Raw genomic sequence first — 24,708 nt, 5'->3', positions numbered from 1 at the left:
GGACAACTGCCCCTAGACTGGTGGGTATGGCCCTAACTCAGTCGGCGGTGGTGAGCACCGCAGTGGATATCCTGCAGCGGTTTGGGTTGGCCGACCTGTCAATGCGCCGCCTGGCCCGGGAACTGGACGTCCAGGTGGGGGCGCTGTACTGGCACGTGAAGAACAAGCAGGAACTGCTCGGCCAGGTCGCCGCTGCCCTGCTGAACACTCCGCAGCTCGCGGTGGATCCCACCGATTTTGCGCACCCCCGCGATGCGCTGCTGCAGTTGTGCCGCAAGCTGTATCTGACCCTGCTGCCCATCCAGGACAGCCCGGAAGTGCTTGAGGTGGCCAGCGCCCTGCAGGTGACCGGCCTGGCCCCGCTGGCCCAGCTGGATCGGCTGCTGCAGTCGGCCGGGTTGCCGGCCCAGGAGGCCGCGTTCGGCCGCCAGCTGCTGCTGAACCACATTCTGGGGTCGGTGGCCTACCGGCAGAACCTGGTGCAGTTGGACGTCAGCCACGAGCAGGCGGACGGGTTTGACTGGGCCCTGCAGCGGGCGGTCGCCGGGCTGTTGCCGAAGACCACGGGCTGAGCCCCAACGTCCCGCCCGCCGCAGGGCGGCAGGGAAACTAGCTCAGCTCCCCGCCGGACAGCCGCAGATAGCAGCCGGCACACAGCGACTCATACCAGACGTCCTCGCCGTCGATGGCGACCTGGTCCCCGTCGAAGACCACCTCATCGCCGACCCGGCGGGTGTTGAACATGGCCTTGCGCCCGCAACGGCAGATGGTCTTGAGCTCCTCAAGGGAGTGCGCCAGCTCCATCAGCCGGGCCGACCCGGGAAACGCGTGGGTCCTGAAATCGGTGCGGATGCCGTAGGCGAGCACCGGCACGTCATCGAGCACCGCGATGCGCAGCAGGTCATCAACCTGGTCACGGCTGAGGAACTGGGCCTCGTCCACGAGCAGGCACGCCACCGGCGGGGCATCCACGTGGGTCAGCAGCGCCTCGGGGTCCTCCCCGGAGGCGAGGGCCGCGAACTGCTCGCGCAGGTTGTCCGCGGGACCAACCACGAAGTCAACTTCCCGTTCCAGTCCCAGCCGGGACACAATCGAGCTGTCCCCCTTGGTGTCGACCCCCGGCTTGGCCAGCGCGATGCGCTGGCCGCGCTCCTCATAGTTGAACGCGGCCTGCAGCAGGCTGGTCGACTTGCCCGAGTTCATTGCCCCGTAGCGGAAATACAGTTTGGCCACTGACGCTCCCTTAGCTCGTACCGGATGGCCCGGAAGCCACGGTTCCCGAGTGTAGTTTGTCCGCCCGGCGCCCCAGGAATCGGTAAATAATGCTGATCACCACCACGAACGGCACGCCAAAGACCAGGGTGAGGCGGAACTGTTCGGTGAACAGGGAGGTCACCAGCAGTCCGGCCAGCAGCAGGGCGCCCAGCAGCGAACCGGCCGGAAAGCCTGGCAGCCGGAAGTCCGGGGTGGTGCCCTGCTGGCGATGCCGGCGGCGGAAGGCCACGTGGCTGAGCAGGATCATCAGCCAGGTCGCCATGGCGCCGAAGGTCGCCAGGGAAATCATGATGCCCATCCCGCCCTCGGGCACCAGGGCGTAGACCACCGCGGCGACCGCGATCCCCCCGGCGGACATCCACACCGCATGCACCGGGGCCCCGTTGGCAGCAACCCTGCCGCTGAGCGCCGGCGCGTAGCCGACCTCGGACAATGACTTCAGGGTGCGGGAGGCGGCGTACAGCTGGGCGTTCATGGCCGACAGCGCGGCCACGATCAGCACGAAGTTCAGCACCGAATCGGCGTAGGGGATCCCCACCACCTGCATCACCGTCACGAACGGGGATCCGCCGTTAAGCAGCTCATCACGCGGGGCAATGCACAGGATCAGGCCCAGGGTGGCGATGTAGAACAGCAGCAGGCGCAGGAACGTGACCTTGAAGGCCCGGCGCACCGCCACCCGCGGCTGACGGGCCTCGGCCGCGGCGATCGCAATGACCTCCACCCCCATGTAGGAGAAGATCGCCACGATGACCGCACCCCATACCCCCAGCGGGCCGCCGGCGAAGAACGGGGCCTGCGCGGTGTAGTTCGCCAGCCCGTAGTCGGGGTTGCCGCTGCCCAGCACCAGCCACCCGGCCACGATGATGAAGGCCAGCACGGCGAAGACCTTGATGGCAGAGAACCAGTACTCGGTGCTGCCAAAGGCGCGCACATTGCTCATGTTCACCCCCAGCAGGGCCACCGAGAACAGGACCACCCACAACAGCGGCTGCACCTGCGGGAGCCACAGCTGCATGTACTGCCCGACCACACTGACCTCGGTCCCCACCGCCAGCACCAGCGCGGACCAGTACAGGTAGCGGGTCATGAACCCGGCATAGTTGCCCAGGTATTTTTGGGCGAAGAGGCCGAAGGAGCCGGACACCGGGTGCTGCACCGTCATTTCGGCGAGCGCGCCCATCACCAGCAGCGCGATCAGCCCGCCCAGCACGTAGCTGAGGATCACGCTGGAGCCGGCCATCTCGATGCCCAGCTTGCTGCCCATGAACAGCCCGGTGCCGATCGCGCCGCCCAGCGCGATCATGGACATCTGCCCGGAGCCCAGGGTGCGCTTCAGCCCGCCGCCGGTGGCGTTGGGCACCGTACTTTCTGACACGTACCGTCCTCGGATTCACAGTTCACCGCGCCCCACGCTGGGGCGCCGTGAACAACGCTACCGCGCCCACCCCCGGGGCCGCTGCCTGCCCCGGTCTTGGTCCCGGGACGCCAAGCTGGACTAGGTCACCGCGTTTCGACGCGTGAACTCCTCCCGCTGCCAGGCCCCGGTGTGCAGAACCTCACGCAGAATTTCCACCGCATCCCAGATATCGGTGCGCGAAAGGTACAGCGGGGTCACCCCAAAACGCAGCACCTCCGGTTCCCGGTAGTCCCCGATGACCCCGCGCTCAATCAGTGCGGCCATCACGGCGTAGCCGTGGGGGTGGCGGAAGCTGACGTGGCTGCCGCGCTCGGCGTGCTGCTGCGGGGTGACCAGTTCCAGTCCCAGTCCGGGGCAGCGTTCGCGCACCAGCTCGATGAACAGGTCGGTCAGCTCCAGGGACTTGGCCCGCAGTTGGTGCTGGTCCGCCTCCAGCGACACGTCCAGGCCCACCTCGAGCATCGCCAGCGAAGTGATCGGCTGGGTGCCGCACATGAAGCGGCGGGCGTCATCGGCCGGGGCGTAGTCCTCATCCATGGCAAAGGGCTGGGCGTGCGACCACCAGCCGGAGAGCGGTTGCCAGAAACGCCGCTGGTGCCGGGCGTTGACCCAGATGAACGCCGGGGCGCCCGGCCCGCCGTTGAGGTACTTGTACGTGCAGCCCACCGCATAGTCCGCGTCGGCCCCGTTCAGGTCCACCGGCACCGCGCCCGCGGCGTGGGCCAAATCCCAGATCGCCAGCGCCCCGGCCTCATGGGCGGCGGCGGTGATGGCGGGCATGTCCCACATCCGCCCGGTGCGGTAGTTCACGTGGGACAGGGAGATCAGCGCGGTGTCCGGCCCCAGGGCGGCCAGCAGTTCGTCCTTGGTGTCGATCAGCCGTACCTCGTAGTCCACGCCGGTTTCGGTGGTGACCGAGTTCAGCAAATCCGCCAGGCCCTGGGCGATGTAGATGTCGGTGGGGAAGTTGTCCCGCTCGGTGATGATTACCCGGCGCCCGGGTCCGTCGACCTGCTGGATGCGCAGCGCCGAGGCCAGCGCCTTGAACAGGTTCAGGCTGGTGGTGTCCGTGACCACCGTTTCCCCGGGGTTGGCCCCCAGCAGTGTTCCGAGCTTGTCGCCCAGCCGGGTGGGAAGCTCAAACCAGCCCGCGGTGTTCCAGGAGCGGATCAACCCCTGGCCCCACTGTTCGTTCACCACTTCGGCGGCCCGTTCGGCCGCCCCGACCGGCAGCGGCCCCAGCGAATTGCCGTCAAGGTAAATCACCGCCTCGGGCAACACAAAACGGTCCCGGAAGCAGGCCAGGGGATCCTGGCGGTCCAGGGCCTGCAGGGCTTCGCGACTGATCTGAGTGCTCATCGTGACCTTTCAACAAACGGTGCGCCGGTGTCTGCGCGTGATCGGAGGTGAAACCCCATCATAGAATTGGAATCAAGATTGTGGTGGCGCAGCCGAAGTTCTGCGCAAGAAGGGCCGGAGGTTCCGTGGCTGATTCGAAATTTCCGGTGCCCGAGGATGGTGCGTCGAATCCGGTTCGCGTCGATGCGACGGACCTGGCGATCCTGGCTGAACTGGGCCGGGATGCCCGCGTGGCCAACAACGTGCTCGCCGCCCGGGTGGGCCTGGCGCCCTCCACCTGCCTGGGACGGGTGCGGGCGCTGCAGGCCCGCGGGATCATCCAGGGCTATGAGGCCCGCATCAACGAGAAGCTGCTGGGGGTGAGCGTCAACGCCATGATCTCCATCGTGGTCGCCGCCCATGCCCGGGACCGGATGCTGTCCTCGGCCCAGGCCCTGGGTGCGCTGCCCCAGGTGCGTGACGTGTTCGTGCTGGGCGGGACGCCGGACCTGCTGGTGCGGGTGGCCACCAGCACCATCGACGAGCTGCGGGACTTTGTGGCCCGCCACCTGGGGGCAAACCCCGCCTTTTCCTCCACCCAGACCAGCATCATCTTCGAGCATCTACGCTGAAAACCGCCGGCGGGCGCCGGGGAACGCTGGTGCAGGCCGGCGGGCCGGCGTGCGCGGCGGTTCTCATCCTCGTCTCATCTGGCTTGGGGAGAATGGATCACATGGGTAGGCAGGCAATCTTTCGCATCCTGGTCGTGGTGACAGTCATCGTGCTGCTCACCCTGGGCGCCGTGGGAATCGCCCACGTGCTTTCCGGGCCGACACAACGAGACCTGGGGCCGGGGGTGGTCGTGGACCAGCCGCCCGCCGATCCGCCGGGCACCGGCAGCGACCCGTCTCCCGGTTCCGAAGAGCCCACCCCGAAGGTCGGTGACCCACCGGCCAGCGGAAAGGCCACGCCCAAGCCAAGCCCCACCCCCAAACCCACGCCGTCGCGCTCCCACGGGCCGGTCAAGCCCCTGCCGCCCACCTCCCCCTCGACGCCGCGCGTCACCGATGACGATGACGACGACGATGATTGGGATGATGATCAATGGGACGATGATGACGACTATGACGACGACTAGGCCGCGCCAGCGGCGCATGCCCATCCGGGCCCAGGTGATCACCGGGATGATCCTGCTGGTGGCCATTGCCCTGGCCACCGCCGGCACGGCCATGTACGTGCTGGAGCGCCACGAGCTCAACGACCGGCTGGATGACTCGCTGATCCGCACCGTGGAGGAATATCGGGTGCTGGCCGAGACCGGGGTGGATCCGCAAACCAAACAGGGCTTCCAACACGCCGAGGACCTGCTGTACACCGCGATGCAGCGCACCGTGCCGGCCCGCTACCAGGGCATGCTGGGCCTGAGCGCCGATCAGCTGCAGTGGACCGCGCCGCATTCGGTGACACTGCGCCTGGAGGATGACCCGGAATTCCTGGAGTGGGCCAAGAACAGTTCCACCGACGCCCGGGTGCGCATCGAGAATGTCTCCACCCAGCACAGCACCTACCGGGCCATGGTGGTGCCCATCCAGCTGGCCTCGGATCCCAAGCCGGCCCGTTTTGTGCTGGCCTATGACTACACTTCCGAGGTCCGGCACATCAACACCCAGATCATGGTGTTCATCGCCGCCGGGGCCATGGTCGTGGTGCTGGCCTCCATCGCGGCCTGGCTGATCGTGGGGCGGATGCTCGAGCCCATCCGCCGGCTGCGGGACACCGCCCGGCAGATCTCCGAATCCGATGTCTCCTCCCGCATCGAGGTGACCGGCCACGACGAGTTCGCCGAGCTGACGGTGACCGTCAATGAGATGCTCGACCGCCTGGAGGCGGCCCTGCAGTCCCAACGCCAGCTGCTGGATGATGTGGGCCATGAACTGCGCACCCCGGTGACCATCATCCGCGGGCACCTGGAGCTGATGGACGTGCATGACGCCGAGGATGTGGCCCAGACCCGGGAAATTTCGCTGGATGAGCTCAAGCGGATGTCGCTGCTGATCAACGACCTGGTGACCCTGGCCGGGGCGAACCAGGCCGACTTCGTGGTCAGCCGGCCCTGCGAGGTGGGGGCGCTGCTGGATGACATCCTGGACAAGGCCCGGGGCCTGGGCGAACGGGACTGGCGCATCGGGCACCGTGCCGAGGCCAGCGTCCGGCTCGACGCCTCGCGCATCACCCAGGCGATGCTGCAGTTAAGCGCCAACGCGGTGAAGTTCTCCAGCCCCGGCTCCCGCATCGATTTGGGTTCGGCCCTGGTGCACAATGACGGATCAGCCCCGTGCCTGCGCCTGTGGGTGCGCGATGGCGGGGTGGGCATCGCCCCCGATGACCTGCAGCGGATCTTCGAGCGTTTCGGGCGCGGGAAGAACAGTGAACGGGCCATGGGCTCGGGCCTGGGGCTGAACATCGTCGCGGCCATCGCCGAATCCCATGGTGGTAAGGTCTGGGTGGATTCAACCCCCGGAAGCGGTTCCACGTTCTACATCGACATCCCCCTAGCCGAAGGAGCCCCCACCCCATGAGCCGGATCCTGATCATCGAAGATGAGGCACGGATCAGTTCGTTCATCGCCAAGGGCTTGAAGGCCGCCGGTTTCGCCCCCGCCGTGTGCGACACCGCCGCGGACGGGTTCGAGCACGCCCAGAACGGCTTCTACGAACTGATCATCCTGGACATCGGACTGCCCGACGAGGACGGGTTCAGCCTGCTGCGCCGGATGCGCTCGGCGCATATCGATTCGCCGGTCATCATTCTCACCGCCCGCAACTCGGTGGATGACACCGTCACCGGGCTGCGGGACGGGGCCGATGACTACATGGCCAAGCCCTTCCACTTTGATGAGCTGCTGGCCCGGGTGCGGCTGCGGCTGCGCAGCGAGGACAACGGCGCGGACACCGCGGTGCTTGAGCACGGCAGCCTGCGCATGGACCTGCTGCGCCGGGTGGTGGAGGTCGACGGGGCGGAGGTGGATCTCTCGGCCCGTGAGTTCTCGCTGGCCGAGGCGTTCCTGCGCAATCCCGGGCAGGTGCTCAGCCGGGAACAGCTGCTCTCCCGGGTGTGGGGCTATGACTTCGACCCGGGCTCCAACGTGGTGGACGTCTACGTGCGCTACCTGCGCAACAAGCTCGGCGGAGCACGCTTTGAGACGGTGCGCGGCATGGGCTACCGGCTCGCCCGGGAAGCCTAGCGGTTCCCCGCCGGCGGGGGCGGGCCGAACAGTGAGGCTGGGTGTTTGCTCGATGTCCACCGAAGGTGAATTGTAAGCGGCGCGGCCGGTGGATACGGTGCTGGTGAGGGTTCGCGGCGCCCGCCCGAACCGGATACCAGGCAGAGCGGGATCACGGGAGCGCAGCGTGTCAACACAGATCATGAAGCAAATCGAGCGGACGCTGCGCAACGGACCGGGCGGGCAGGGCCCGCTGGTCAGCGTGGCCGACCACGCCCGGCAGCTGTCGGTGGACGAGCTGTCCTATCTCATCCAGGCCACCTCCCCCACCGAAAGCGCCGAACTGTTCCAGGCGCTGGACGCCGAGACCCGGCTGCGGGTGTTCCAGGACCTGGCCCCGGCCTACCAGGGCAAGCTGCTCTCGGTGCTGCAGGGCCAGGACATCAACTCCCTGGTGGAGGCGTTGGCCCCGGATGACCGGGCCTCCCTGCTCGATGAGCTGCCCGCCGCCGTGCGGGAGGAGCTGCTCACCTCGCTCAGCGCCGACCAGCGCCAGATGACCGCACTGGTGCTTGGCTACCCCCGCACCGCGATCGGCCGCTACATGTCCCCGGCCGTGCTGGGCCTGGATGAGAACTTCACCGCCGGGCAGGCGCTGGAGTACCTGCGCTCGCGGATCCGCGAACCGGAGACCGTCTACCTGCTGCCGGTGATTGACCAAGACCGGAAACTGACCGGAGTGATCGGGATCCGCTACCTCTTGGGGGCCGAACCCGGGGACCGGCTGGCGCAGATCAGCGACGTGCCGATCAGCGCGCGGGCCGATGAAGACCGCCGGGAGGTCGCCCGAAGGTTCATGAAGCACAAGCTGGTGGCGATGCCGATCACCGATGCCGACGGACGCCTGGTGGGGATGCTGACCAACGATGACGCCTCGGCGATCCTCGATGAGGCCGCCGCGCGCAGCGCCGCACGTTCGGGCAGCTCGGAGCTGATCTCGCGCTCCTACCTGAGCACCTCGGTCCTGCGCATTGTCCGCAGCCGCATCGTCTGGCTGGTCGTGCTGGCGCTCTCCGCGGTGCTCACGGTGCAGGTGCTGGAAATCTTCGAGGACCGTCTGGACCAGGTGGTGGCGCTGGCCCTGTTCATCCCGCTGCTCACCGGCACCGGCGGGAACACCGGCAACCAGGCGGCCACCACGGTCACCCGGGCGCTGGCCGTTGGAGACGTGCGGCTGCGAGATTTGCCGCGGGTGATCTGGCGGGAACTGCGGGTGGGCACCATTCTCGGTGCGGCCCTTGGATCCCTGGGGTTCGCGGTGGCCTCACTGGTCTACGGCATGGACATCGGCGCGGTGATCGGACTGACCCTGCTCTCCATCTGTGTCATGGCCGCCTGCGTTGGAGGGTTGATGCCCCTGCTGGCCAAGAAGATCGGCGCCGACCCGGCGGTGTTCTCCAACCCGTTCATCTCGACCTTCTGCGATGCCACGGGCCTGTTGATCTACTTTTCCATCGCCACCGCGGTCCTGGGCCTGAACTAGTCCCAGGACCGCCGGGGCGCCGCCACGGGCTACGGACGGGTCTTGGGGATCCGGCGTCCCGGCCCCCGGGAACCGCGCGGGGCGCTGAACCGCTGCTTCAGCAGCCGGCTCCAGCAGTTGGCCGGCAGCTGCGGGTTCAGCAGTGCCACGCCGATGCAGTACTTGCTCATGCTTTCCGGCCGGATGCCCAGCTCCGCCAGGGCCCGGTCCGAGACCCCCCGCCCGTCTGCGGACTTGGTCTCCACGACGACCAGGTCCGGGCCGTCCACCTGTTCGCGGCCATTGGAATAGGCCAGCTCCACGTCGCAGGTGACCCGCTCCCCATCCAGCGGGTTCACGAAGGTGGCCCGCACATAGGAGCTGTCCAGCACCGGGCGCAAATCCGGCACCTGTTCGCCGTACTCACGGGCAATCACCTCGTCCAGGAAGCGCATGCTGCGTTCGGTGAGCCGCCCGCAGTCGGCAGGGTCCTGCTCGATGCGGTGCTTGACCGTGTTGCCGCGCAGTCCCTTTGTCTTGATTTCAAACATCGACAACCCGGTGTCCACGTAGGTGCGGCTGCGAACCTTGTAGCGCCGGCGCCGACCCTGCCGGTGGGCACGGTACTGCTCAAAATCGGCGGTGTCGAAGTACACCGACTCGTAGCGGAAGGTGCGCAGTCCCTCGATCTGCATGATCCTGAAGTCCTTCCCCAGCTTCTGCACCATGGCGGTGAACTGCTCGGGAGTCAACAGGAACTTGCGGTCCACCCGGGTCTGCAGGGCCGCTTCGCGGATCACTTCCTCCAGCTGGATCGGGGCCCGGTGGGCGACGGCTTCCTCCAACGCCTGGCGGGCGCGTCCGGTATGCCCGGTGCCCGCCGCGTGGACGTCTTGTGGTGCCGCAGTCATTAGGACCACGTCTCCTGCTTGCCGCCGGGAACCTGGGAGGGGACATTGGCCAGCTCGTAGGTGCCGTGGAAGTCCTTGGTGCCGGTGGCCGGGGTCACCCGGAAGCGGACGTCAACGATGGTCAGATCCCGGACCATGTCCAGCTCGGTCACCACGGTGCGCAGCACCTTGGCGCCCAGCAGTTCCTCCAGTGCCGCGACCAGGTCCTCATTGCGCGGGTAGGCGCGTTCCAGGGTGACGGTCTGGCGCTGGGTGCGCGGGGCGAAACCCGGGTGATCGGCCAGGAACATGACCAACACCAGGGCGGCGGTCACCGCCGGGGAGAACCAGGCCGGATCGGGGTGCAGGCCGTTGACCAGACCGATGGCCAGGGAAATGAAGTAGTAGGCCACTTCCTCCTGGGTCAGCGTGTCCGAGCGCAGACGAATGATCGACAGGATGCCGAACAGCCCCAAGCCGAGGCCCATCCCTGCGCCGCTGCCTGAGAGCAGCAGGGTGACCGCGAAGATGCCCATGCTCAGGGCAATGTAGGCCAGCACGAGGTCGCGGCGGAAGTGCCGACGGAAGTACACGAAGTAAACCAGCACCGTCATGCCAAGAACATTGGCCGCCAGCGCCATCCAGAATGACAACATTTCATTTACCTTTCACCGGAAGTTCATCTCTTGTTTCAAGAGTAGGAAGGCCAAATGAAGGAAATAAAAGAAGCCGATGAGAAGACTCTCATGTGCGTCATGGGATGCATGACAACAACTGACGGTCCGGCGCTACCAGTGGAAGCCCTGAAAAACCCGCATCAATCACCCGAGAGAGCAAGGGACCCCGGCGCACGAGGGGTCAAGGGCGGATCGGGCGCCTCCGGAAGCGATCAGAAGATAGACCAACTCCAGCGTCTTCTTGTCAACTAGATCGCTGAACCAGGCAGCTCACCGGGTTGCGGTGCCCCTTTCAGGAGCCAGATCTGCCCGATGCACCCATCGGAAGATTCGACCCACGCCCCCAGTGTGTAGTCCTTCCGCACTTCGCCCCGAGGAGTACGGTCGCCTATTTCATTAGATACAGTGCGTCAGATGACCTTTTAATGCCTACCACCGGAATCCACGGGCAGCCCAATGGAATCTAGCAACAATAACGGTTCGGCGCGCGAAAGCTTGAACTTCTTTGAGTAAAACATTATATTTTTCAGATTCTCTGGAGTCCGGTGATCCGTCAGATTTTTGAACGTAAATTACCAACAGACCATCATGGTGTCCGGTGACCGTTCCCAAAACCGTCTTGCAGATTTGATATAGCCGTTGTGGCGTGACACCGCGCTCAAGTTCAAGTGCAGCCTTTTCGTACTTCTGGGCAATTTCTGGTTGCCACATTCCCTCAAGGTACCTCGCAAGCTGTTGAAGCTTGCCTGCTAACTCCTTGCCTGATGCTCCGTCTAATTGAGCGGCCATTTTCCTATGAGCTCCCCTGTCGCCGAGTCGCCGAGTCGCCGAGAATTCGGTTTTCCTGTTTGGTTCACGTCCCGCCACTAGCATGATCCCTTAAATCCGGTTTGCGGCGCGATATGTCTGGCATGTCTTGGGGTCGTCGGCCTGAACCCGCCTTCAAAGACGTGACCGTGATTGGCTCGAGATCACGTCCCCCTGAATAGCGACTGCCACTTGTCCCGGCGCCCGGCACCGCCTTTCCAGCGGGTTCGATCGGCTTGTTGAACCAACAACATTACGTCGACTAGTAAAGATTGGAGTCCATGCGCCGATGTCTACAGATTTCGTTCATGGGTCATTGGGGAGCTACTTGCCCCTCCACGGAAAGCTGACATAACCGCGCCGGCGGGATTGCCTCGACGTTATACAACGCACCGCGAAGAAAATTGCGGGCGCCATTATTGATTCGGCGGACCCTGGACCGAGCGTTCTTCAAACTCTTCCCTCACGACGCGACACATTGCCGGTTCTCGAATAGCGCCGATCCGCCAGGAACCTGAAGTGTGCCCCAATAATGGCCCCGGACACCGCACTCACCAATTCCGTTGGCCACAAACCCAGCCATCGGCTCTCGGTCAGGCCAAGCAGCGCAACGCTGGCGAAGACCACTAGTGAAAGCGCCACACCAGCCAGATTTGGACGCAGAAAATAGTACATCGCAGATCCACACAGCACTCCTACGGCTACTCCCAGCAAAAGCAGTGGAAGCACACCCACCCCCACGAAGAACAGAGACAACGCAACTGCCGAGAATGGAGCGGCGATGGCAACAGCCCAGGACACGGCGTCGGCCCCCTTGGCATAACGCGGTTTGCGCTCAGCTTTCTCGATCATTGTCTCCACCAACTTCCATTACAGTCATCTTCCTCGAACGGCGATTCGATGCTCACTGTTGCAATCTCCATGCAAACCACCGTGTTTGTAGCTTCCAGAGGTAGCGTCAAGCTGACGACCGACCGTCGTCAAGCGGCGCCCTACCTGTTCCGCCAGCCGCTTCAACTTGCTGCCATGGATCCTCAGGAACACTTATCTTTCTAGGCATCCATCTGCTCATAATCTCCGCGCGCAGCCCGATTTTTCGTCCAAATCGGTGGGTGCCGGTGCGCCGTCACTTGCCTGACCGCCGATTGGCATTCAATTCAATGTGAACGGCACCTTGACGAACTGCCTATCGTTTTCGCTTGCCCAGCAAGCCGAACATGCTGGGTCGGCGACTGGTCTGTCGCGCGAATTTACGCAGTTGCTCGATGAGCGCATCGAATCGTGCCGCGACTTGGGGATCCACTTCCCCGCTTGAATTCGTTATCGGGTGATCGCTGATACTCATGGGACCGGCTCGAAGCGCCTCCTGCAGTTCGCTGGCGATCTGCCGCAGTCGATCGGGCAGGACTTCCTCCTCAAGTTCACTGGCGAACGCCCTGAAGGTTTGGGCCGCAGCAATGAGACGCTCGTGTTCCACGTAGGCGGCTAGTTCACGCAACTGATCCGCAACCTGCCCGAACGATTCGTGTTCTAGTTCAACTACCATGTATCAATGATCGCTCCTCGGTTCCATGGGTTCGGGAGGCATGGTTGATTCGTACCGCCAAGATAAATTAGGTTCCTTTCTTGGCGGTCATGTTTCAGAAATGCCTACACCCAGAACCTCGGGCAACCCTTCCGCGTCCGACGATCCGTCGGACTATTGAACGACAACCCCGCTCCCAGTTGTTGTCATTCCAATTCGTCTTGTCGGAATAGCGACAGCCAGCGGTGCGCTGGAGCATACTGCTCGTCTTCGATGAGATCCGTAAGGCTCTTTGCGAAGTCTCGATCTAGCAGGTCGTTAAGGACCTCTCTCGCTTCGCTGGGCCCCGGCGCCCACCCGGTCGGAAACTTTTTCGTCTCGACCCATTCTGGTTCCGAGGATCCAATCGGCGTAAATTCAATTTCCACCAACTCATCCTCCACTTCGGGCACCCAACAAACTCTAATTCTTGGTAATGGCAAAAGCTCCGACCAGAAGTTCACACCATCTGTTGGCGACACAAATGACCAGATCGATGTGGCCACATCGTCGGGTAGACCACACACTAGAGCCAGACGCTCGAAGGTGTTCGCATAACGACGCGGAACAGGAGTTCCCCCTTTCCGAACCGTCGCAAGGAGCTGTTCAAGAGCAGGACCTGGAGTTCCGCGACTGAGCAGTGAATATGTCTCGTGGAGGGCGGGCTTACCCATTTCGCGACTGAACCACTCGGCCATCCACTGACACTGCATCAGGACCATTCGTTCCTGTGCTGAAGATACTGGCCATTCCGGTTCAGTATGATCCTTCTCCGAACCGCACCAGGGTCCGGGTTCCTCGGTCTTCGCAAACTTAGCCCAGAGAATACCTCGCTTTCCCGCCGCGCGGTCAGCTTCTTGAACGATGCTGGACGCCAAACGAGGTTCAATCTGGTTCGTCTGGGCAAGTAAGCTGCCGGGTTGTCGACTGGCGCTCATGACATCCACGGGAAAACGAGTACGGAGCCTAAAGGCTGGGATCGAAGCACCGCGAGGAGTCGCCTCGACTTCGTAAACCCCCGCAACTGACCTATGCCAGTCCGGAATCAGTATTCGGCGAACCCGGAATTTTGGGTTGCTCATGATTTTCCCCTCCCCGCCGTCCGGCGCGTTTGAGCGCACGAATGCCCGGACCGATGCGGGATCGGACCGGGCAACGGCGCGGATGGTGCTACTCGGATTACTCGCCGGCCTCGATGGCGGCCTTCGCGTTGGGGTCCGAATCGTTCAGGAAGTCCGAGATGCGCTGCACCTCTTCGCTTTCACCGATGGCGGCGGCGGCACGCCCCAGGGCATAGAGCGAGCGCAGGAAGCCGCGGTTCGGTTCGTGACGCCACGGCACCGGGCCCTGGCCCTTCCAACCGGCTCGCCGCAGGGCATCCAGGCCGCGGTGGTACCCGACCCGCGCGTATGCGTAGGACTCCACCGCCCGCCCCTCGTCGTGGGCCTCGTTGGATAGCAGTGCCCAAGCCAGCGAGGAGGCGGGGTACTTGGCGGCAACATCCACCGGCTCATCGCCGGCCTGCAGCCGCTCAAGAACCTCGGTCTCCTCCGGCAGCAGGGTTTCGGGGATGCCCAGCAGGTTCTTGCCAATCATCATTACTTCAGGGCCTTCCCGGCCGAACCCAGCTGCTGCGCGGCTTCAACCACGCGGGCGGCCATGGATTCCTCGGCCTTGGCGCCCCAGACGCGCGGGTCGTAGGTCTTCTTGTTGCCGACTTCCCCGTCAACCTTCAGCACGCCATCGTAGTTGGTGAACATGTGTCCGGCCACGGGGCGGGTGAAGGCGTACTGGGTGTCGGTGTCAATATTCATCTTGATCACGCCGTAGGACACCGCATCAGCGATTTCCTGCTCGGAGGAGCCCGAGCCACCGTGGAAGACGAGGTCGAAGGGGTTGTCCTTGCCGACCTTCGAGCCAACCTGGGCCTGGATGTCCTTCAGGATTTCCGGGCGCAGCTTCACGCCGCCGGGCTTGTACACACCGTGGACGTTGCCGAAGGTCAGGGCGGTGATGTAGCGGCCCTGTTCGCCGGTGCCCAGGGCCTGGATGGTGGCCATGGCATCCTCAACGGTCGAGTACAGCTTGTCGTTGATGGCGTTTTCCACGCCGTCCTCCTCGCCGCCCACGACGCCGATCTCAACTTCCAGGATCTGCTTGGCGGCGGAGGTGCGCTGCAGCAGTTCGGCCGCGATGCGCAGGTTCTCGTCCAGGGTCTCGGCGGAGCCGTCCCACATGTGCGAGTTGAAGAAGGGGTCACGTCCGGCCTTGACCTCGGCCTCCGAGGCGGCCAGCAGCGGCAGCACGAAGGAATCCAGCTTGTCCTTCGGGCAGTGGTCGGTGTGCAGGGCGATGTTGACCCCGTAGTTCTTGGCGACTTCCCGGGCGAAGGCCACAAAGCCCAGGGAGCCCGCGGTCATGTCCTTGACCGAAGCGCCGGAGAAGTAGGCGGCGCCACCGGTGGAAACCTGGATGATGCCGTCGGACTCGGCTTCGGCGAAGCCGCGGATGGCCGCGTTCAGGGTCTGGGAGCTGGTGACGTTGACGGCGGGGAAGGCGTATCCCCCTGCCTTGGCAGCGTCGATCATGGCGTTGTATTTATCCGGGGTTGCGATAGGCATGCTTCACTCCTGGTGATTGAGCGGGGATAACCCGTCATCCTCGACGACAATTCGTTTCCATCCTAGCTTCCTCGCTGGGTTGGCATCAGGAGGCCACGGTAAGTGACGCGCCAGTTACGCCGGGCACCGGGCGCCGGACCCACCGGTTGACCTAGCAGGCAGTGGGGCCGCTGGGCGCGGGGTACCCATGCGTGGGCGGCGTCGACCGGTCGAAGGGCGAGGCGCTGTCGGAGGGAACCAGCGATTCAAGGACCGAGGGGCTTGCTTCTTCACATTGCTGGGCCGGCGCGCTGTGGGTGGGTTCGCGATCCGGGGACTCGGTGTGCGGGGCGCTCCGGCTGTGCGCGGTGGTGGACTCAGAAGGTTCGCTTTGCGGGCTTCGCGTGGTTTCCGGGGGTGTGGAATCGGTGGGCGTTGGCGACGCTGTCGGTACCGTCGAGGACGGGCTGGAGCCTTCGGCGCTCGGTGGGGTGCTGCTCTCCTCCGGGCTCGGCGAGGTCGAGCTCGGGGGTGCGGGACGCGATGTGCTCGGTATAGGTGAGCTGTGCGGCTTATCCGGGCGCGTTGAGGACGGGGAAGGTTCCGCTGCCGGGCGGGTGGGCGGTGCTGAGCTGGGCCGCTTGCGGGGCTTGGGTTGGGGAACCACCGGGGTGTCATCCTCCGGCACCACCACATCCGGATCCGGCGCCGCGGCTGGCGGGGTCGGTTCCTCACGATGCTGGCCGCCGCCGGGCAGGGTCGGGGACTTCACTGTCAGCCGCCGCGAGTCGATCATGGCCTGACGCTGCCCGGGGATGCCCGGCAGGTAGTTGCGCGGGTCGTGCCAGCGCCCATCCACAATGACCTCAAAGTGCACATGGCATCCGGTGGAGTTGCCGGTGGTTCCGCTGCGGGCGATCAGCTGACCCTGTTCGACCTCGTCCCCGATCCCCACCAGCAGGCGGGAGTTGTGGCTGTAGCCGGTGTGCACATTGTTCCCGTGGTCGATGGTCACCCGATTGCCCGAATGGCCGCGCCAACCGGAGACGACCACGCGGCCGGCTTCGGCGGCATAGACCGGTGAACCGCAGGCGATGGGATAGTCCTGGCCGATGTGGATCTGGTTGCCGGGACCCGTGGGATTCTTGCGCCACCCGTAGGGGCTGGAAATGTTGCGTGTCGTGACCGGGTGCATGAGCTGCAGGCTGCCGGGCAGCACACCCAGCTGCCCCACCTGCCCGGCCAGCAGCGGCGCCCGGGGGGAATCCCGGTCCGGTGCCGCTGTGTGCGGGGCGGCGCCCTTCAGCATCTCCACCGGCCGGCCATCGATGGCCACCACTTTGCCCGATCCACCGAATACCGCCAGCGGCGCGTACTGGTCGACGACAACATCACCGGCAAAGAAGTTCGGGTCGCCGATCGCATCGATCGCAACCGGGATGTTGCCCTGACGGTCCTCGGTGCCCTGGGCCACCAGCGGGAAGGCCAGGGCCGCGCTCAGGCCGGCTGCCGCCAGTCCGGTTAAGGACACTTTCACGGCACGGCGCGCGCCGCGTGTGCGCGTGGGCAGCAAGAGCTCGCGATTAACCTGGTGACGCCGTTTCACAAGTGCCCGCTTTCCCCCGAGGACGAACACTTCCAAGCCTAGGCACTCCCGCGCGACTAATAAAGGCGCTTGAGTAAAAAGTAGGGGAGTTTTGGAGTGGCGGCTAGCCGACCTGCTGGTTAAACACGTGTCTGCGGATCCAGGCATGCATGGCAATACCGGCCGCGGAGGCTGCGTTGATGGAGCGGGTGGAGCCAAACTGCTCAATGGACAAGGTGGCCTCGGCTGCGGCATGCACCTCATCGCTCAGTCCGGGCCCTTCCTGGCCAAAGACCAGCACGCAGCGGCGCGGCAACTCATAGGTTTCCAGCGGCACCGAGTCCGGGAAGATGTCCACCCCAATGACCGCCAGGCCCTCGCCCTGGGCCCATTGGACAAAGTCCTCAACGGTGGGATGGTGACGCACATGCTGGTACCGATCGGTGACCATGGCACCGCGCCGGTTCCAGCGGCGGCGGCCAATAATGTGCACTTCCTTGGCCAGGAACGCGTTCGCGGTGCGCACCACGGTGCCGATGTTCATGTCATGCTGCCAGTTCTCGATGGCGATGTGGAAGTCATGGCGGCGTTCATCCAGGTCGGCGACGATCGCCTCCATGGACCAGTAGCGGTACTTGTCGGCCACGTTGCGCCGGTCCCCGTGCTCCAGCAGTTGCGGATCCAGCCGCTCATCCTGCGGCCAGGGGCCCTGCCAGGGACCGACACCGACCTCGCTCTGCGCCGTGTCTTGGCCTGCAGCCTCACCTTGGGCGGTCGACTCGCGGGAGGGATCATGCACTTCTTGACTCACTCTTACTAGGGTAGTAGGTCATGGGATTCTTTCTGTCCATGGAACGAACGGGTGGTAACCGGTGACAGTGATCGACAACGTCATCTACGTGGCGGGCAAGGCCGTGGCCCATCCGCAGGACCTGGACCAGACCTTTGAAGTGATGCGACGCACCGGCGGCATGGGGTGGATCGGCCTGTACCGACCCACCGAACAGGAGCTTCAGGTGGTCAGCGAGCAATTCTCCCTGCATTCACTGGCCGTGGAAGACACCCTGAAGGGCCACCAGCGCCCGAAGCTCGATCGCTACGAGGGCCATCTGTTTATGGTGCTGCGCCCGGCACGCTACCTCGATGACGTCGAGGAGGTGGAGTTCGGGGAGGTTCACATCTACGCGGGCGACGACTTCGTGGTGACCGTGCGCCACGCCGAGTCCCCGCGGCTGGCCACCGTGCGCCGGCACCTGCAGCAGTCCCCACAGCTGCTGGCCAGCGGCCCGGCGGCGGTGTTGTACGCCATCATCGACCAGGTGATCGACGAGTACTTCCCGGTGATCGACGGGCTGCAAAATGACATCGACGAGATCGATGAACAGCTTTTCCAGGGCAACCTGGACGTCTCGCGGCGCATTTACGAGCTGTCCCGCGAGGTGATCGACTTCCAGCGCGCCGTGGCCCCACTGCCCGAGGTCCTGGAGCAGCTGCGCCGGCTGGTGCGGCGCACGGGCATGGATCGGGATGAGGCCAAGAGCCTGGACGCCAACCTGGTGGACGTCATCGACCACGCAATTCGCTGCGCCGAACGGGTGGAGTCCTTCCGCGCCCTGCTCTCCAACGCCCTGTCCCTGTCGGCGACCCTGGCCTCACAGCGGGCGACCGAAACGGGTCTGGCCCAGAATGAGCAGATGAAGCGGATTTCTTCGTGGGCCGCCATCTTGTTCACCCCCAGCCTGATCGGTGCCATCTACGGCATGAACTTCGAGATCATGCCGGAGCTGGAATGGAGTTTCGGCTACCCCTACGCGCTGGGGCTCATGGTGGCCGCCGCGCTGGGACTGTATCTGGTGTTCAAGAAGAACAAATGGCTTTGAGCATCTTCCGCACGGTCCTCTGAGGGCACGGCGGGGCTCCGAGCGCGGCTGTGTAATCTGTACCTAAGAGGGAAGCCGCTCAACGACGACTGGTTCCGCCGGTTCCATCCAACGAAAGGACCTTGGCATCGTGTCCAAGCTACAGCGGGCAAAACGCACCATCCACGACATCAACAGCTGGCTGACCGATATGGACGGGGTGCTGGTCCATGAGGACCAGGCGATCCCCGGCGCCTCGGACCTCATCGACTACTGGCGCGCCAATGACATGCCGTTTTTGGTCCTGACCAACAACTCGATCTACACCCCGCGGGATCTGCGCGCCCGTCTGCTGTCCAGCGGACTGGACGTGCCCGAAGAAAACATCTGGACCTCGGCTCTGGCCACGGCGGAATTCCTCTCCCGCCAACGTCCCGGCGGAAGGGCCTTCGTGATCGGTGAAGCCGGGCTGACCACGGCCCTGCACGACGCCGGTTTCATCCTCACCGATGTGGCACCGGACTACGTGGTGCTGGGCGAGACCCGCACCTACTCCTTCGAAGCCATCACCAAGGCCATCCGGCTGATCGAGGCGGGAGCCAGCTTCATTGCCACCAACCCGGATGCCACCGGCCCCTCCCCCGAGGGCCTGCTGCCGGCGACCGGCGCCGTGGCCGCTTTAATCACCCGGGCCACCAACCGCGACCCGTACGTGGTGGGCAAGCCCAATCCCATGATGTTCCGCTCCGCCCTGAACCGGATAGACGCGCACTCGGAAACCACCGCCATGATCGGGGACCGGATGGACACCGATATCGTGGCCGGTATGGAAGCGGGGCTACTGACCATCCTGGTCCACACCGGAATCACCTCCAAGTCCGATGTGGCCTCCTTCCCGTTCCGGCCGGATCTAATGGCCGGTTCCGTGGCCGAGCTGCAGCAGCAGCTGAAGGAAGGACCACATCCGGAGGCCGCGGCCGATGTCCCGCCCGTCGTGTCCGGGACGGACGCCGTACAGGATGAGGACCTTCCCCAAGCCAAGTAGCACCTCACTGCCCCGAAGCGGGGCCGGGCAACGAGCACCCACCTGAGGTCCCCGCTCCCCGGTGTGGGTGCGGGCCTGCCCCCGGCCGGTGCACTCCGCCTCCGGCGCGCCACGGCGCAGACCGTGCTCGCGAAGCAGCACGGCCCGCCGCAGATGCACCGGCGCTTAAACGACGACTCCGCACATCATGGGCAATTGGCCCGGGATGTGCGGAGGAAACCGGCGGGGATCAGAGACCCAGCTCGTCCTTGCCGTAAACGAACAGATACGGCACCTCGGCTTCAGCCTCGATGCGCTCCTTGGCCCCGGTGTCCCGGTCAACCAGCACGGCGACGGCGACCACGTTGCCCCCGGCCTTGCGCACGCCCTCAACGGCGGTCAATGCCGAGCCGCCGGTGGTGGAGGTGTCCTCCAGGACGACCACGTTCTTGCCCTCGATGCTCGGGCCTTCAACCTGGCGGGCCATCCCATAGGACTTCTGGGCCTTGCGCACCACAAAAGCGTCGATGTTGCGGTGTGCGGCGCGAGCGCTGTGCATGATCGCGGTGCCGACCGGGTCCGCACCCATGGTCAGCCCGCCCACGTTGGAGAATTCCAGCTTGGCCACATCCAGCATCTCCAGCATGACCTGGCCAACCAAACCTGATGCCTCATGATGCAGGGTGATGCGGCGCAGATCGATGTAGTAGTCGGCTTCCTTGCCGGAGGAGAGAGTCACCTTGCCCCTGACGATGGCAAGTTCCTGGATAAGTTCTTTGAGTCGCTCGCGGGCGCTGGTTTTGCTCATGCCCTCGATTCTAGTCGGCATCCGGTTTAGGCTGATGCCATGAACGCGACTCGCCCACTGGGTTTCTGGTTGAAATTGGTTGATTCGCTGATTGACGAGCACTTCGCAGCGACTCTCGATGAACATGGCGTGACCCGGCGCCAATGGCAGGTACTGAACATGCTCGAACAACACCCCGCCACCGAACGCTCCCTGATCGATGCGCTGGCCCCCTATTTCGCCTCGGCCGATGAACCGCCCAGCGTGAGCGAGCACCTGGCCGAGCTGGTGGAGTCCGGGTGGATCGCCCACGAGGGCGAATATTTCTCGATCACCGAACGCGGCAGCACCTCCCTGTCCACGCTCAGCGAACTGGTCGACCAGATTCGCGAACAGTGCGGAGAAAACCTGAGCGAGGAACAGTACGCAACCACGGTGGCCTCACTGGAGCAGATGGCCCGCAATCTTGGCTGGGAACCGCAGACGTCCCCCGAGGCCGGCACCTAGGATGGAGGCATGCGCGAACTTCAAGCTGAAATCATCAAGGAACTGGGCGTCAAGCCCCACATAGACCCGGCACAGGAAATCCGGAACCGCGTCGGCTTCCTGAAGGACTACCTGAAGGTGACCGGCGCCAAGGGCTTCACCATCGGCATTTCCGGCGGAGTGGACTCCACCCTGGTGGGCAAGCTGGCACAGCTGGCGGTCCAGGAACTGCGGGCGGAGGGCACCGAGGCCGCCTTCGTTGCGGTGCAGCTGCCGCACGGGGTGCAGATGGACGCGGCGGACGCCCAGGCGGCCATCGACTTCATTGGCCCGGATGAGGACTACACGGTGAACATCGCCGACGCGGTGATGGGGGTGGACAAGGCCATCGCCGAATCCGGGTACCAGCAGCTCTCGGACTTCAACCGCGGCAACGTCAAGGCCCGGATGCGCATGATTGTGCAGTACGCCCTGGCCGGGGACCGTCATCTCCTGGTCCTGGGCAGCGACCACGCTGCCGAGGCGGTGACCGGGTTCTACACGAAGTTCGGTGACGGCGGGGCCGACCTGGTTCCCCTGGCGGGCCTGAACAAGCGGCAGAACCAGGCGCTGTTGCGCGAGTTGGATTCCCCGCAGGCCCTGTGGGCCAAGGTGCCCACCGCGGATCTGCTCGATGATCAGCCCCAGCGCACCGACGAGGACGAACTGGGCCTGCGTTACGAGCAGATCGATGACTACCTGGAGGGCAAGCAGATCGACACCGCCGCGGCCGAGCTGCTGGAACGGCGCTACCTGGTGTCCCGGCACAAGCGCACCACCCCGGCCACCCCGGCCGACACCTGGTGGCGTGCCCAGGACTAGAGCGTCCCGGTGATTTCCCGCAGGGCCTGGACATGTTCGGCCAGGCTCTGCCGCCCGGTTTTTGACAGGTGCGCCCAGGTGCGCGGCCGCTTGCCGACAAAACCCTTGCGGATCACCAGGTGGCCCTTCTCCTCCAGGGCCGCCAGGTGCCGGGAGAGCACCGAGTCCGAGACCCCCAGGGTTTCGCGCAGGGTCCTGAAATCGACTTCGTCCACCTGCTGCAGCGCCGCCATCAGCGAAAGCCGCACCGGGTTGGTGAAGTCCTCATTCATTCGGGCCCGGGGATGCTGCGTCACTGGCGGATCATCCACCCTCCGGCCATCGCCAGCGGCAGGGCCACCACGGCGCCGAGCAGCAACACCACGGCCAACGGCATCGGTGTCATGATCAGGGCCAGCAGCCCGGCATACAGCACCAGGCTGGCGGCCAGGGCAACCAGGTACCTGCGCCCGAAGCCCGCTGGCAGCACCCGGTGAAGCCGGCGGTACCCGAGCGCCAGAACGGTGATCGCCACCGCCGCAGCCGCGCAGAGCACCCAGAAACCGGTCAGGCTTCGCTGCGGGGTAAAGAAATGCAGCAGTACGTGCAGCGCCCCCAGGAGCAGACCGAGCAGCACGCTCAGCCAGCCGATCTGGCGGGCCCCGGCCCGGCGTGGCGAGGCCAGGGCCCGCTGGGCAGCCTGCACGGCGGCCAACTGCCGGGCCGCTTCCTCCCGTTCGCCAAAACTCATGCCGCCTCCTTGCGGCCGGTGACCTGGTGGGCGGCGCTGGCCGCCGCGCCCACTGCCGCGAATCCGGACATCCCGGCCACAAAGTAGACCGGGGCCCCGGTCAGGGCGAAGGCTATGAAGGCGCCGAGCACCACCGTCGCGGCGAGGACCAGCGTGATGCGCAGCGCCATCGCCGCCCTGCCGCGGGTGTTCTGCCGATGAGTTGTGCCCCTGATCGTGCTGCCGGTGCCGCCCATGTCGTGCTCCCCTGCCGTCGCCGTTGGTTTCCACCACCATAACAAGTACTTTCCGTATTGGAAAGTACTTTCAGCAAACAGCTGGCCCCCGGGCTAGACGAACGCGCTCACCCCGGTCAGGGCCCGCCCCACGATGAGCGAGTTGATTTCATAGGTCCCCTCATAGGTATGCAGGATTTCGACATCGCAGAAGACCTTGGCCATGTGCCCGTCACTCACCACGCCGTTTCCACCCAGCAGCGCCCGGCCCTGAGACACCGATTCGCGGGCCAGGCGGGTGGCGGTGGACTTGGCCAGGGCCGCCTGCACCATCTCCAGCTCCCCCTGCTCCTGCCGCAGGGCCACATCGCGCATCATCGACAGGCAAACGGTCAGGTGACCGGCGATCTCGGCCAACGACTGCTGCACTAGCTGGAAGGAGGCGATCGGCTTGCCGAACTGCTCGCGCTGCAGGCTGTACTGCCGGGTGATGTCCAAGGTGGCCATCATCGCCCCGACCGCCTGCCAGCCCACCCAGGCGCGCGACTGCATCAGCAGTTCATTGGCCGCGGCGAAGCTGGTGGCTCCGGGCAGCTTGTTCGCCACCGGGATGCGCACCTGATCCAATTCGATATCCGCGTTCTGCATGATCCGCAACCCGATCTTGTTCTCGATCTTGCTGGCCCGGTATCCCGGCCGGCTGCTTTCCACCAGGTACGCCCCGACCTCGCCGCTTTCTGGGTCGCGGGCCCAAACCAGGGCGAAGTCGGCAAGGGTCGCCATCCCGATCCAGCGCTTGGAGCCGGTGATGACGTACTCCTGGCCATCGCGCACCACCTCGGTGCCCAGCCCGCCGGCGACATCCGAGCCGTGTTCCGGTTCGGTCAGGGCAAAGGCGCCAAAGGCCTCGAACCGGCTGAGCCTGGGCAGCCAGGTGTCCTTCTGCTCCTGGGAGCCCAGCGAGTCGATCATCCCCACGATCAGTTCATTGTGGATGCCCACCACGGAGGACAGGGAAATGTCGGCCCGGGCGATTTCGGCATGGATCAGTCCGCGCAGCAGCTGGGAGCCCGACTGCAGCTGCAGCCCGCCCAGCCCGGCATCGCCCAGCGTGCGCACCAGCTCGGCGGGGAACGCCTCCTTGTTCCAGTACTCGACCGACTGTGTCCGCAGCTGTTGCTGCACCAGTTCACGCACTTCGCGCAGCCGGGCCTGTTCTGCCGGTGACAGCTGCGTTTCGATTCCCAAAAGGTCCATCTGGGGTCTCCTTCCAAACCTTGGACGTCCAAGTATATTGTTGGACTAGTTCCGTTTTCCTAGGGGTATGAGATGACTGATCCGCTACCACGCGATCCGATCGCCGAGGCGCGCAGCCAGTGGGTTTCACATGGGTGGGGCCAGGAGGCCGACGCCATGGCGGCGATTACCGCCGTGATGCGCACCGCCTCGATCTTCCTGCAGCGTGCCGACGCGATCCTCAAGCCGCATGGGTTGACCTTCGCGCGCTTCGAGGTGCTCGCCCTGCTGGGGTTCTCCTCGCGCGGATCGCTGCCAATGAGCCACGCCAGCCAGCGCCTGCAGGTTCATGCCACCTCCCTGACCAGCTCCGTGGACCGGCTGGAAGCCGCGGGCCTGGTCCGGCGGGTGGCCCATCCCACCGATGGGCGAACCCGGCTCCTGGAACTGACCGGACAGGGACGCGCGGTCCTGGAGCAGGCACGCGATGAACTGAACCAGCAGCTCTTCGCCAACAGCGGGCTGCAGCACGCGGAAGCCACACAGCTGTTCGAAATCCTGGCCGCCTTCCGGCACCGGGCCGGCGATTTCCTGTAGCGTGCCACGGCG

At 65.0% G+C, this 24,708-nt stretch carries 30 protein-coding genes; 12 read left to right on the top strand and 18 right to left on the bottom strand.

The features are described from left to right. Positions 1-26: 26 nt before the first annotated feature. Positions 27-572, top strand: a complete 546-nt coding sequence (locus AC6I21_RS01060) for a TetR/AcrR family transcriptional regulator (RefSeq protein ID WP_346921853.1) — start codon at positions 27-29, stop codon at positions 570-572. A 37-nt stretch (positions 573-609) separates the two neighbouring features. Here AC6I21_RS01060 and AC6I21_RS01055 read toward each other — a convergent pair whose 3' ends face one another. From AC6I21_RS01055 to kynU, 3 genes are all read right to left on the bottom strand, one after another. Continuing rightward, positions 610-1,233 carry a thymidine kinase gene (locus AC6I21_RS01055; protein ID WP_054820926.1) on the bottom strand — a complete coding sequence of 208 codons (624 nt, stop codon included), beginning with the start codon at positions 1,231-1,233 and terminating at the stop codon, positions 610-612. A gap of 10 nt (positions 1,234-1,243) precedes the next feature. After that, positions 1,244-2,653 (bottom strand): amino acid permease, encoded by a 1,410-nt coding sequence (locus tag AC6I21_RS01050; protein ID WP_497762924.1) that lies wholly within the window; start codon positions 2,651-2,653, stop codon positions 1,244-1,246. Positions 2,654-2,773: 120 nt separating this feature from the next. After that, positions 2,774-4,054, bottom strand: coding sequence for a kynureninase (kynU, locus tag AC6I21_RS01045; RefSeq protein ID WP_497762923.1), 1,281 nt, complete (start codon positions 4,052-4,054; stop codon positions 2,774-2,776). A 125-nt stretch (positions 4,055-4,179) separates the two neighbouring features. Here kynU and AC6I21_RS01040 point away from each other — a divergent pair, with 125 nt between their 5' ends. The 5 genes from AC6I21_RS01040 to mgtE all read left to right on the top strand — a co-directional run bounded on the left by AC6I21_RS01040 (position 4,180) and on the right by mgtE (position 8,799). After that, entirely contained in the window at positions 4,180-4,665 is a 486-nt protein-coding gene (locus AC6I21_RS01040; protein ID WP_497762922.1) for an Lrp/AsnC family transcriptional regulator, read from the top strand. 101 nt (positions 4,666-4,766) lie between these two features. Then, positions 4,767-5,171, top strand: a complete 405-nt coding sequence (locus AC6I21_RS01035) for a hypothetical protein (RefSeq protein ID WP_497762921.1) — start codon at positions 4,767-4,769, stop codon at positions 5,169-5,171. Next, complete coding sequence (locus tag AC6I21_RS01030) at positions 5,158-6,612, top strand: sensor histidine kinase (protein WP_497762920.1); 1,455 nt, start codon at positions 5,158-5,160, stop codon at positions 6,610-6,612. The genes AC6I21_RS01035 and AC6I21_RS01030 overlap by 14 nt, the downstream gene beginning before the upstream one ends. Then, entirely contained in the window at positions 6,609-7,277 is a 669-nt protein-coding gene (locus AC6I21_RS01025) for a response regulator transcription factor (protein WP_346921848.1), read from the top strand. The genes AC6I21_RS01030 and AC6I21_RS01025 overlap by 4 nt, the downstream gene beginning before the upstream one ends. Before the next feature lie 166 nt (positions 7,278-7,443). Beyond that, positions 7,444-8,799, top strand: a complete 1,356-nt coding sequence (gene mgtE / locus AC6I21_RS01020) for a magnesium transporter (RefSeq protein ID WP_343831697.1) — start codon at positions 7,444-7,446, stop codon at positions 8,797-8,799. A gap of 29 nt (positions 8,800-8,828) precedes the next feature. On the opposite strand, the gene AC6I21_RS01015 is transcribed toward mgtE, so the two are convergent. Both AC6I21_RS01015 and AC6I21_RS01010 read right to left on the bottom strand, forming a co-directional pair. Beyond that, complete coding sequence (locus AC6I21_RS01015) at positions 8,829-9,689, bottom strand: polyphosphate polymerase domain-containing protein (RefSeq protein ID WP_497762919.1); 861 nt, start codon at positions 9,687-9,689, stop codon at positions 8,829-8,831. Next, positions 9,689-10,324, bottom strand: a complete 636-nt coding sequence (locus AC6I21_RS01010) for a DUF4956 domain-containing protein (protein WP_421014688.1) — start codon at positions 10,322-10,324, stop codon at positions 9,689-9,691. The genes AC6I21_RS01015 and AC6I21_RS01010 overlap by 1 nt, the downstream gene beginning before the upstream one ends. A gap of 54 nt (positions 10,325-10,378) precedes the next feature. On the opposite strand from AC6I21_RS01010, the gene AC6I21_RS01005 reads away from it, so the two are divergent. Next, positions 10,379-10,597, top strand: coding sequence for a hypothetical protein (locus AC6I21_RS01005; protein WP_497762918.1), 219 nt, complete (start codon positions 10,379-10,381; stop codon positions 10,595-10,597). 177 nt (positions 10,598-10,774) lie between these two features. Here the strand turns inward: AC6I21_RS01005 and AC6I21_RS01000 are convergent, their stop codons facing one another. The 8 genes from AC6I21_RS01000 to AC6I21_RS00965 all read right to left on the bottom strand — a co-directional run bounded on the left by AC6I21_RS01000 (position 10,775) and on the right by AC6I21_RS00965 (position 17,700). Beyond that, positions 10,775-11,134 (bottom strand): hypothetical protein, encoded by a 360-nt coding sequence (locus AC6I21_RS01000; RefSeq protein WP_497762917.1) that lies wholly within the window; start codon positions 11,132-11,134, stop codon positions 10,775-10,777. A gap of 468 nt (positions 11,135-11,602) precedes the next feature. Beyond that, a complete protein-coding gene (locus AC6I21_RS00995; protein ID WP_346921845.1) occupies positions 11,603-12,004 on the bottom strand; it encodes a hypothetical protein in 402 nt (133 codons plus the stop codon). Between the two features lie 334 nt (positions 12,005-12,338). Then, complete coding sequence (locus tag AC6I21_RS00990) at positions 12,339-12,698, bottom strand: hypothetical protein (protein ID WP_497762916.1); 360 nt, start codon at positions 12,696-12,698, stop codon at positions 12,339-12,341. 185 nt (positions 12,699-12,883) lie between these two features. Continuing rightward, positions 12,884-13,798: a hypothetical protein gene (locus tag AC6I21_RS00985; RefSeq protein ID WP_497762915.1), complete on the bottom strand. Its 915-nt coding sequence runs from the start codon at positions 13,796-13,798 to the stop codon at positions 12,884-12,886. A 97-nt stretch (positions 13,799-13,895) separates the two neighbouring features. Next, positions 13,896-14,312 carry a DUF3151 domain-containing protein gene (locus AC6I21_RS00980; RefSeq protein WP_138174755.1) on the bottom strand — a complete coding sequence of 139 codons (417 nt, stop codon included), beginning with the start codon at positions 14,310-14,312 and terminating at the stop codon, positions 13,896-13,898. Between the two features lie 2 nt (positions 14,313-14,314). Next, complete coding sequence (fbaA, locus tag AC6I21_RS00975; RefSeq protein ID WP_138174586.1) at positions 14,315-15,337, bottom strand: class II fructose-bisphosphate aldolase; 1,023 nt, start codon at positions 15,335-15,337, stop codon at positions 14,315-14,317. 151 nt (positions 15,338-15,488) lie between these two features. Beyond that, a complete protein-coding gene (locus tag AC6I21_RS00970) occupies positions 15,489-16,853 on the bottom strand; it encodes a M23 family metallopeptidase (protein WP_497762914.1) in 1,365 nt (454 codons plus the stop codon). 172 nt (positions 16,854-17,025) lie between these two features. Then, positions 17,026-17,700: a TrmH family RNA methyltransferase gene (locus AC6I21_RS00965; RefSeq protein ID WP_391495632.1), complete on the bottom strand. Its 675-nt coding sequence runs from the start codon at positions 17,698-17,700 to the stop codon at positions 17,026-17,028. A 73-nt stretch (positions 17,701-17,773) separates the two neighbouring features. Between AC6I21_RS00965 and corA the strand changes: the two genes are divergently transcribed. Together corA and AC6I21_RS00955 are read left to right on the top strand one after the other, a co-directional pair. Beyond that, on the top strand, positions 17,774-18,781 hold the full coding sequence (gene corA, locus AC6I21_RS00960; RefSeq protein ID WP_138174592.1) for a magnesium/cobalt transporter CorA: 1,008 nt from the start codon (positions 17,774-17,776) through the stop codon (positions 18,779-18,781). A 190-nt stretch (positions 18,782-18,971) separates the two neighbouring features. Continuing rightward, the gene (locus AC6I21_RS00955; RefSeq protein WP_138174757.1) at positions 18,972-19,805 is read left to right on the top strand and encodes an HAD-IIA family hydrolase; all 834 of its coding nucleotides are present in this window, start codon (positions 18,972-18,974) and stop codon (positions 19,803-19,805) included. Between the two features lie 229 nt (positions 19,806-20,034). On the opposite strand, the gene pyrE is transcribed toward AC6I21_RS00955, so the two are convergent. After that, positions 20,035-20,592: an orotate phosphoribosyltransferase gene (gene pyrE, locus AC6I21_RS00950; RefSeq protein WP_497762913.1), complete on the bottom strand. Its 558-nt coding sequence runs from the start codon at positions 20,590-20,592 to the stop codon at positions 20,035-20,037. A 39-nt stretch (positions 20,593-20,631) separates the two neighbouring features. Here pyrE and AC6I21_RS00945 point away from each other — a divergent pair, with 39 nt between their 5' ends. Further along, on the top strand, positions 20,632-21,078 hold the full coding sequence (locus AC6I21_RS00945; protein WP_446754024.1) for a MarR family winged helix-turn-helix transcriptional regulator: 447 nt from the start codon (positions 20,632-20,634) through the stop codon (positions 21,076-21,078). Between the two features lie 9 nt (positions 21,079-21,087). Further along, positions 21,088-21,918 (top strand): NAD(+) synthase, encoded by an 831-nt coding sequence (gene nadE / locus AC6I21_RS00940; protein WP_497762912.1) that lies wholly within the window; start codon positions 21,088-21,090, stop codon positions 21,916-21,918. Here the strand turns inward: nadE and AC6I21_RS00935 are convergent. From AC6I21_RS00935 to AC6I21_RS00920, 4 genes are all read right to left on the bottom strand, one after another. Next, positions 21,915-22,214: a winged helix-turn-helix domain-containing protein gene (locus AC6I21_RS00935; protein ID WP_249354287.1), complete on the bottom strand. Its 300-nt coding sequence runs from the start codon at positions 22,212-22,214 to the stop codon at positions 21,915-21,917. The genes nadE and AC6I21_RS00935 overlap by 4 nt on opposite strands. Next, complete coding sequence (locus tag AC6I21_RS00930; protein WP_497762911.1) at positions 22,211-22,648, bottom strand: hypothetical protein; 438 nt, start codon at positions 22,646-22,648, stop codon at positions 22,211-22,213. The genes AC6I21_RS00935 and AC6I21_RS00930 overlap by 4 nt, the downstream gene beginning before the upstream one ends. Beyond that, positions 22,645-22,884, bottom strand: a complete 240-nt coding sequence (locus AC6I21_RS00925) for a hypothetical protein (protein ID WP_138174601.1) — start codon at positions 22,882-22,884, stop codon at positions 22,645-22,647. Before AC6I21_RS00925 ends, AC6I21_RS00930 begins: the two co-directional genes overlap by 4 nt. A gap of 93 nt (positions 22,885-22,977) precedes the next feature. After that, complete coding sequence (locus AC6I21_RS00920; protein ID WP_497762910.1) at positions 22,978-24,120, bottom strand: acyl-CoA dehydrogenase family protein; 1,143 nt, start codon at positions 24,118-24,120, stop codon at positions 22,978-22,980. 72 nt (positions 24,121-24,192) lie between these two features. Here AC6I21_RS00920 and AC6I21_RS00915 point away from each other — a divergent pair, with 72 nt between their 5' ends. Beyond that, positions 24,193-24,696, top strand: a complete 504-nt coding sequence (locus AC6I21_RS00915; RefSeq protein WP_054821581.1) for a MarR family winged helix-turn-helix transcriptional regulator — start codon at positions 24,193-24,195, stop codon at positions 24,694-24,696. Positions 24,697-24,708 lie beyond the last annotated feature (12 nt).

It is taken from the genome of Glutamicibacter sp. St.4D3 (assembly GCF_059728615.1).
Note: the sequence above shows the minus strand (reverse complement) of the source record. Positions and strands in the feature narration are given on the sequence as shown.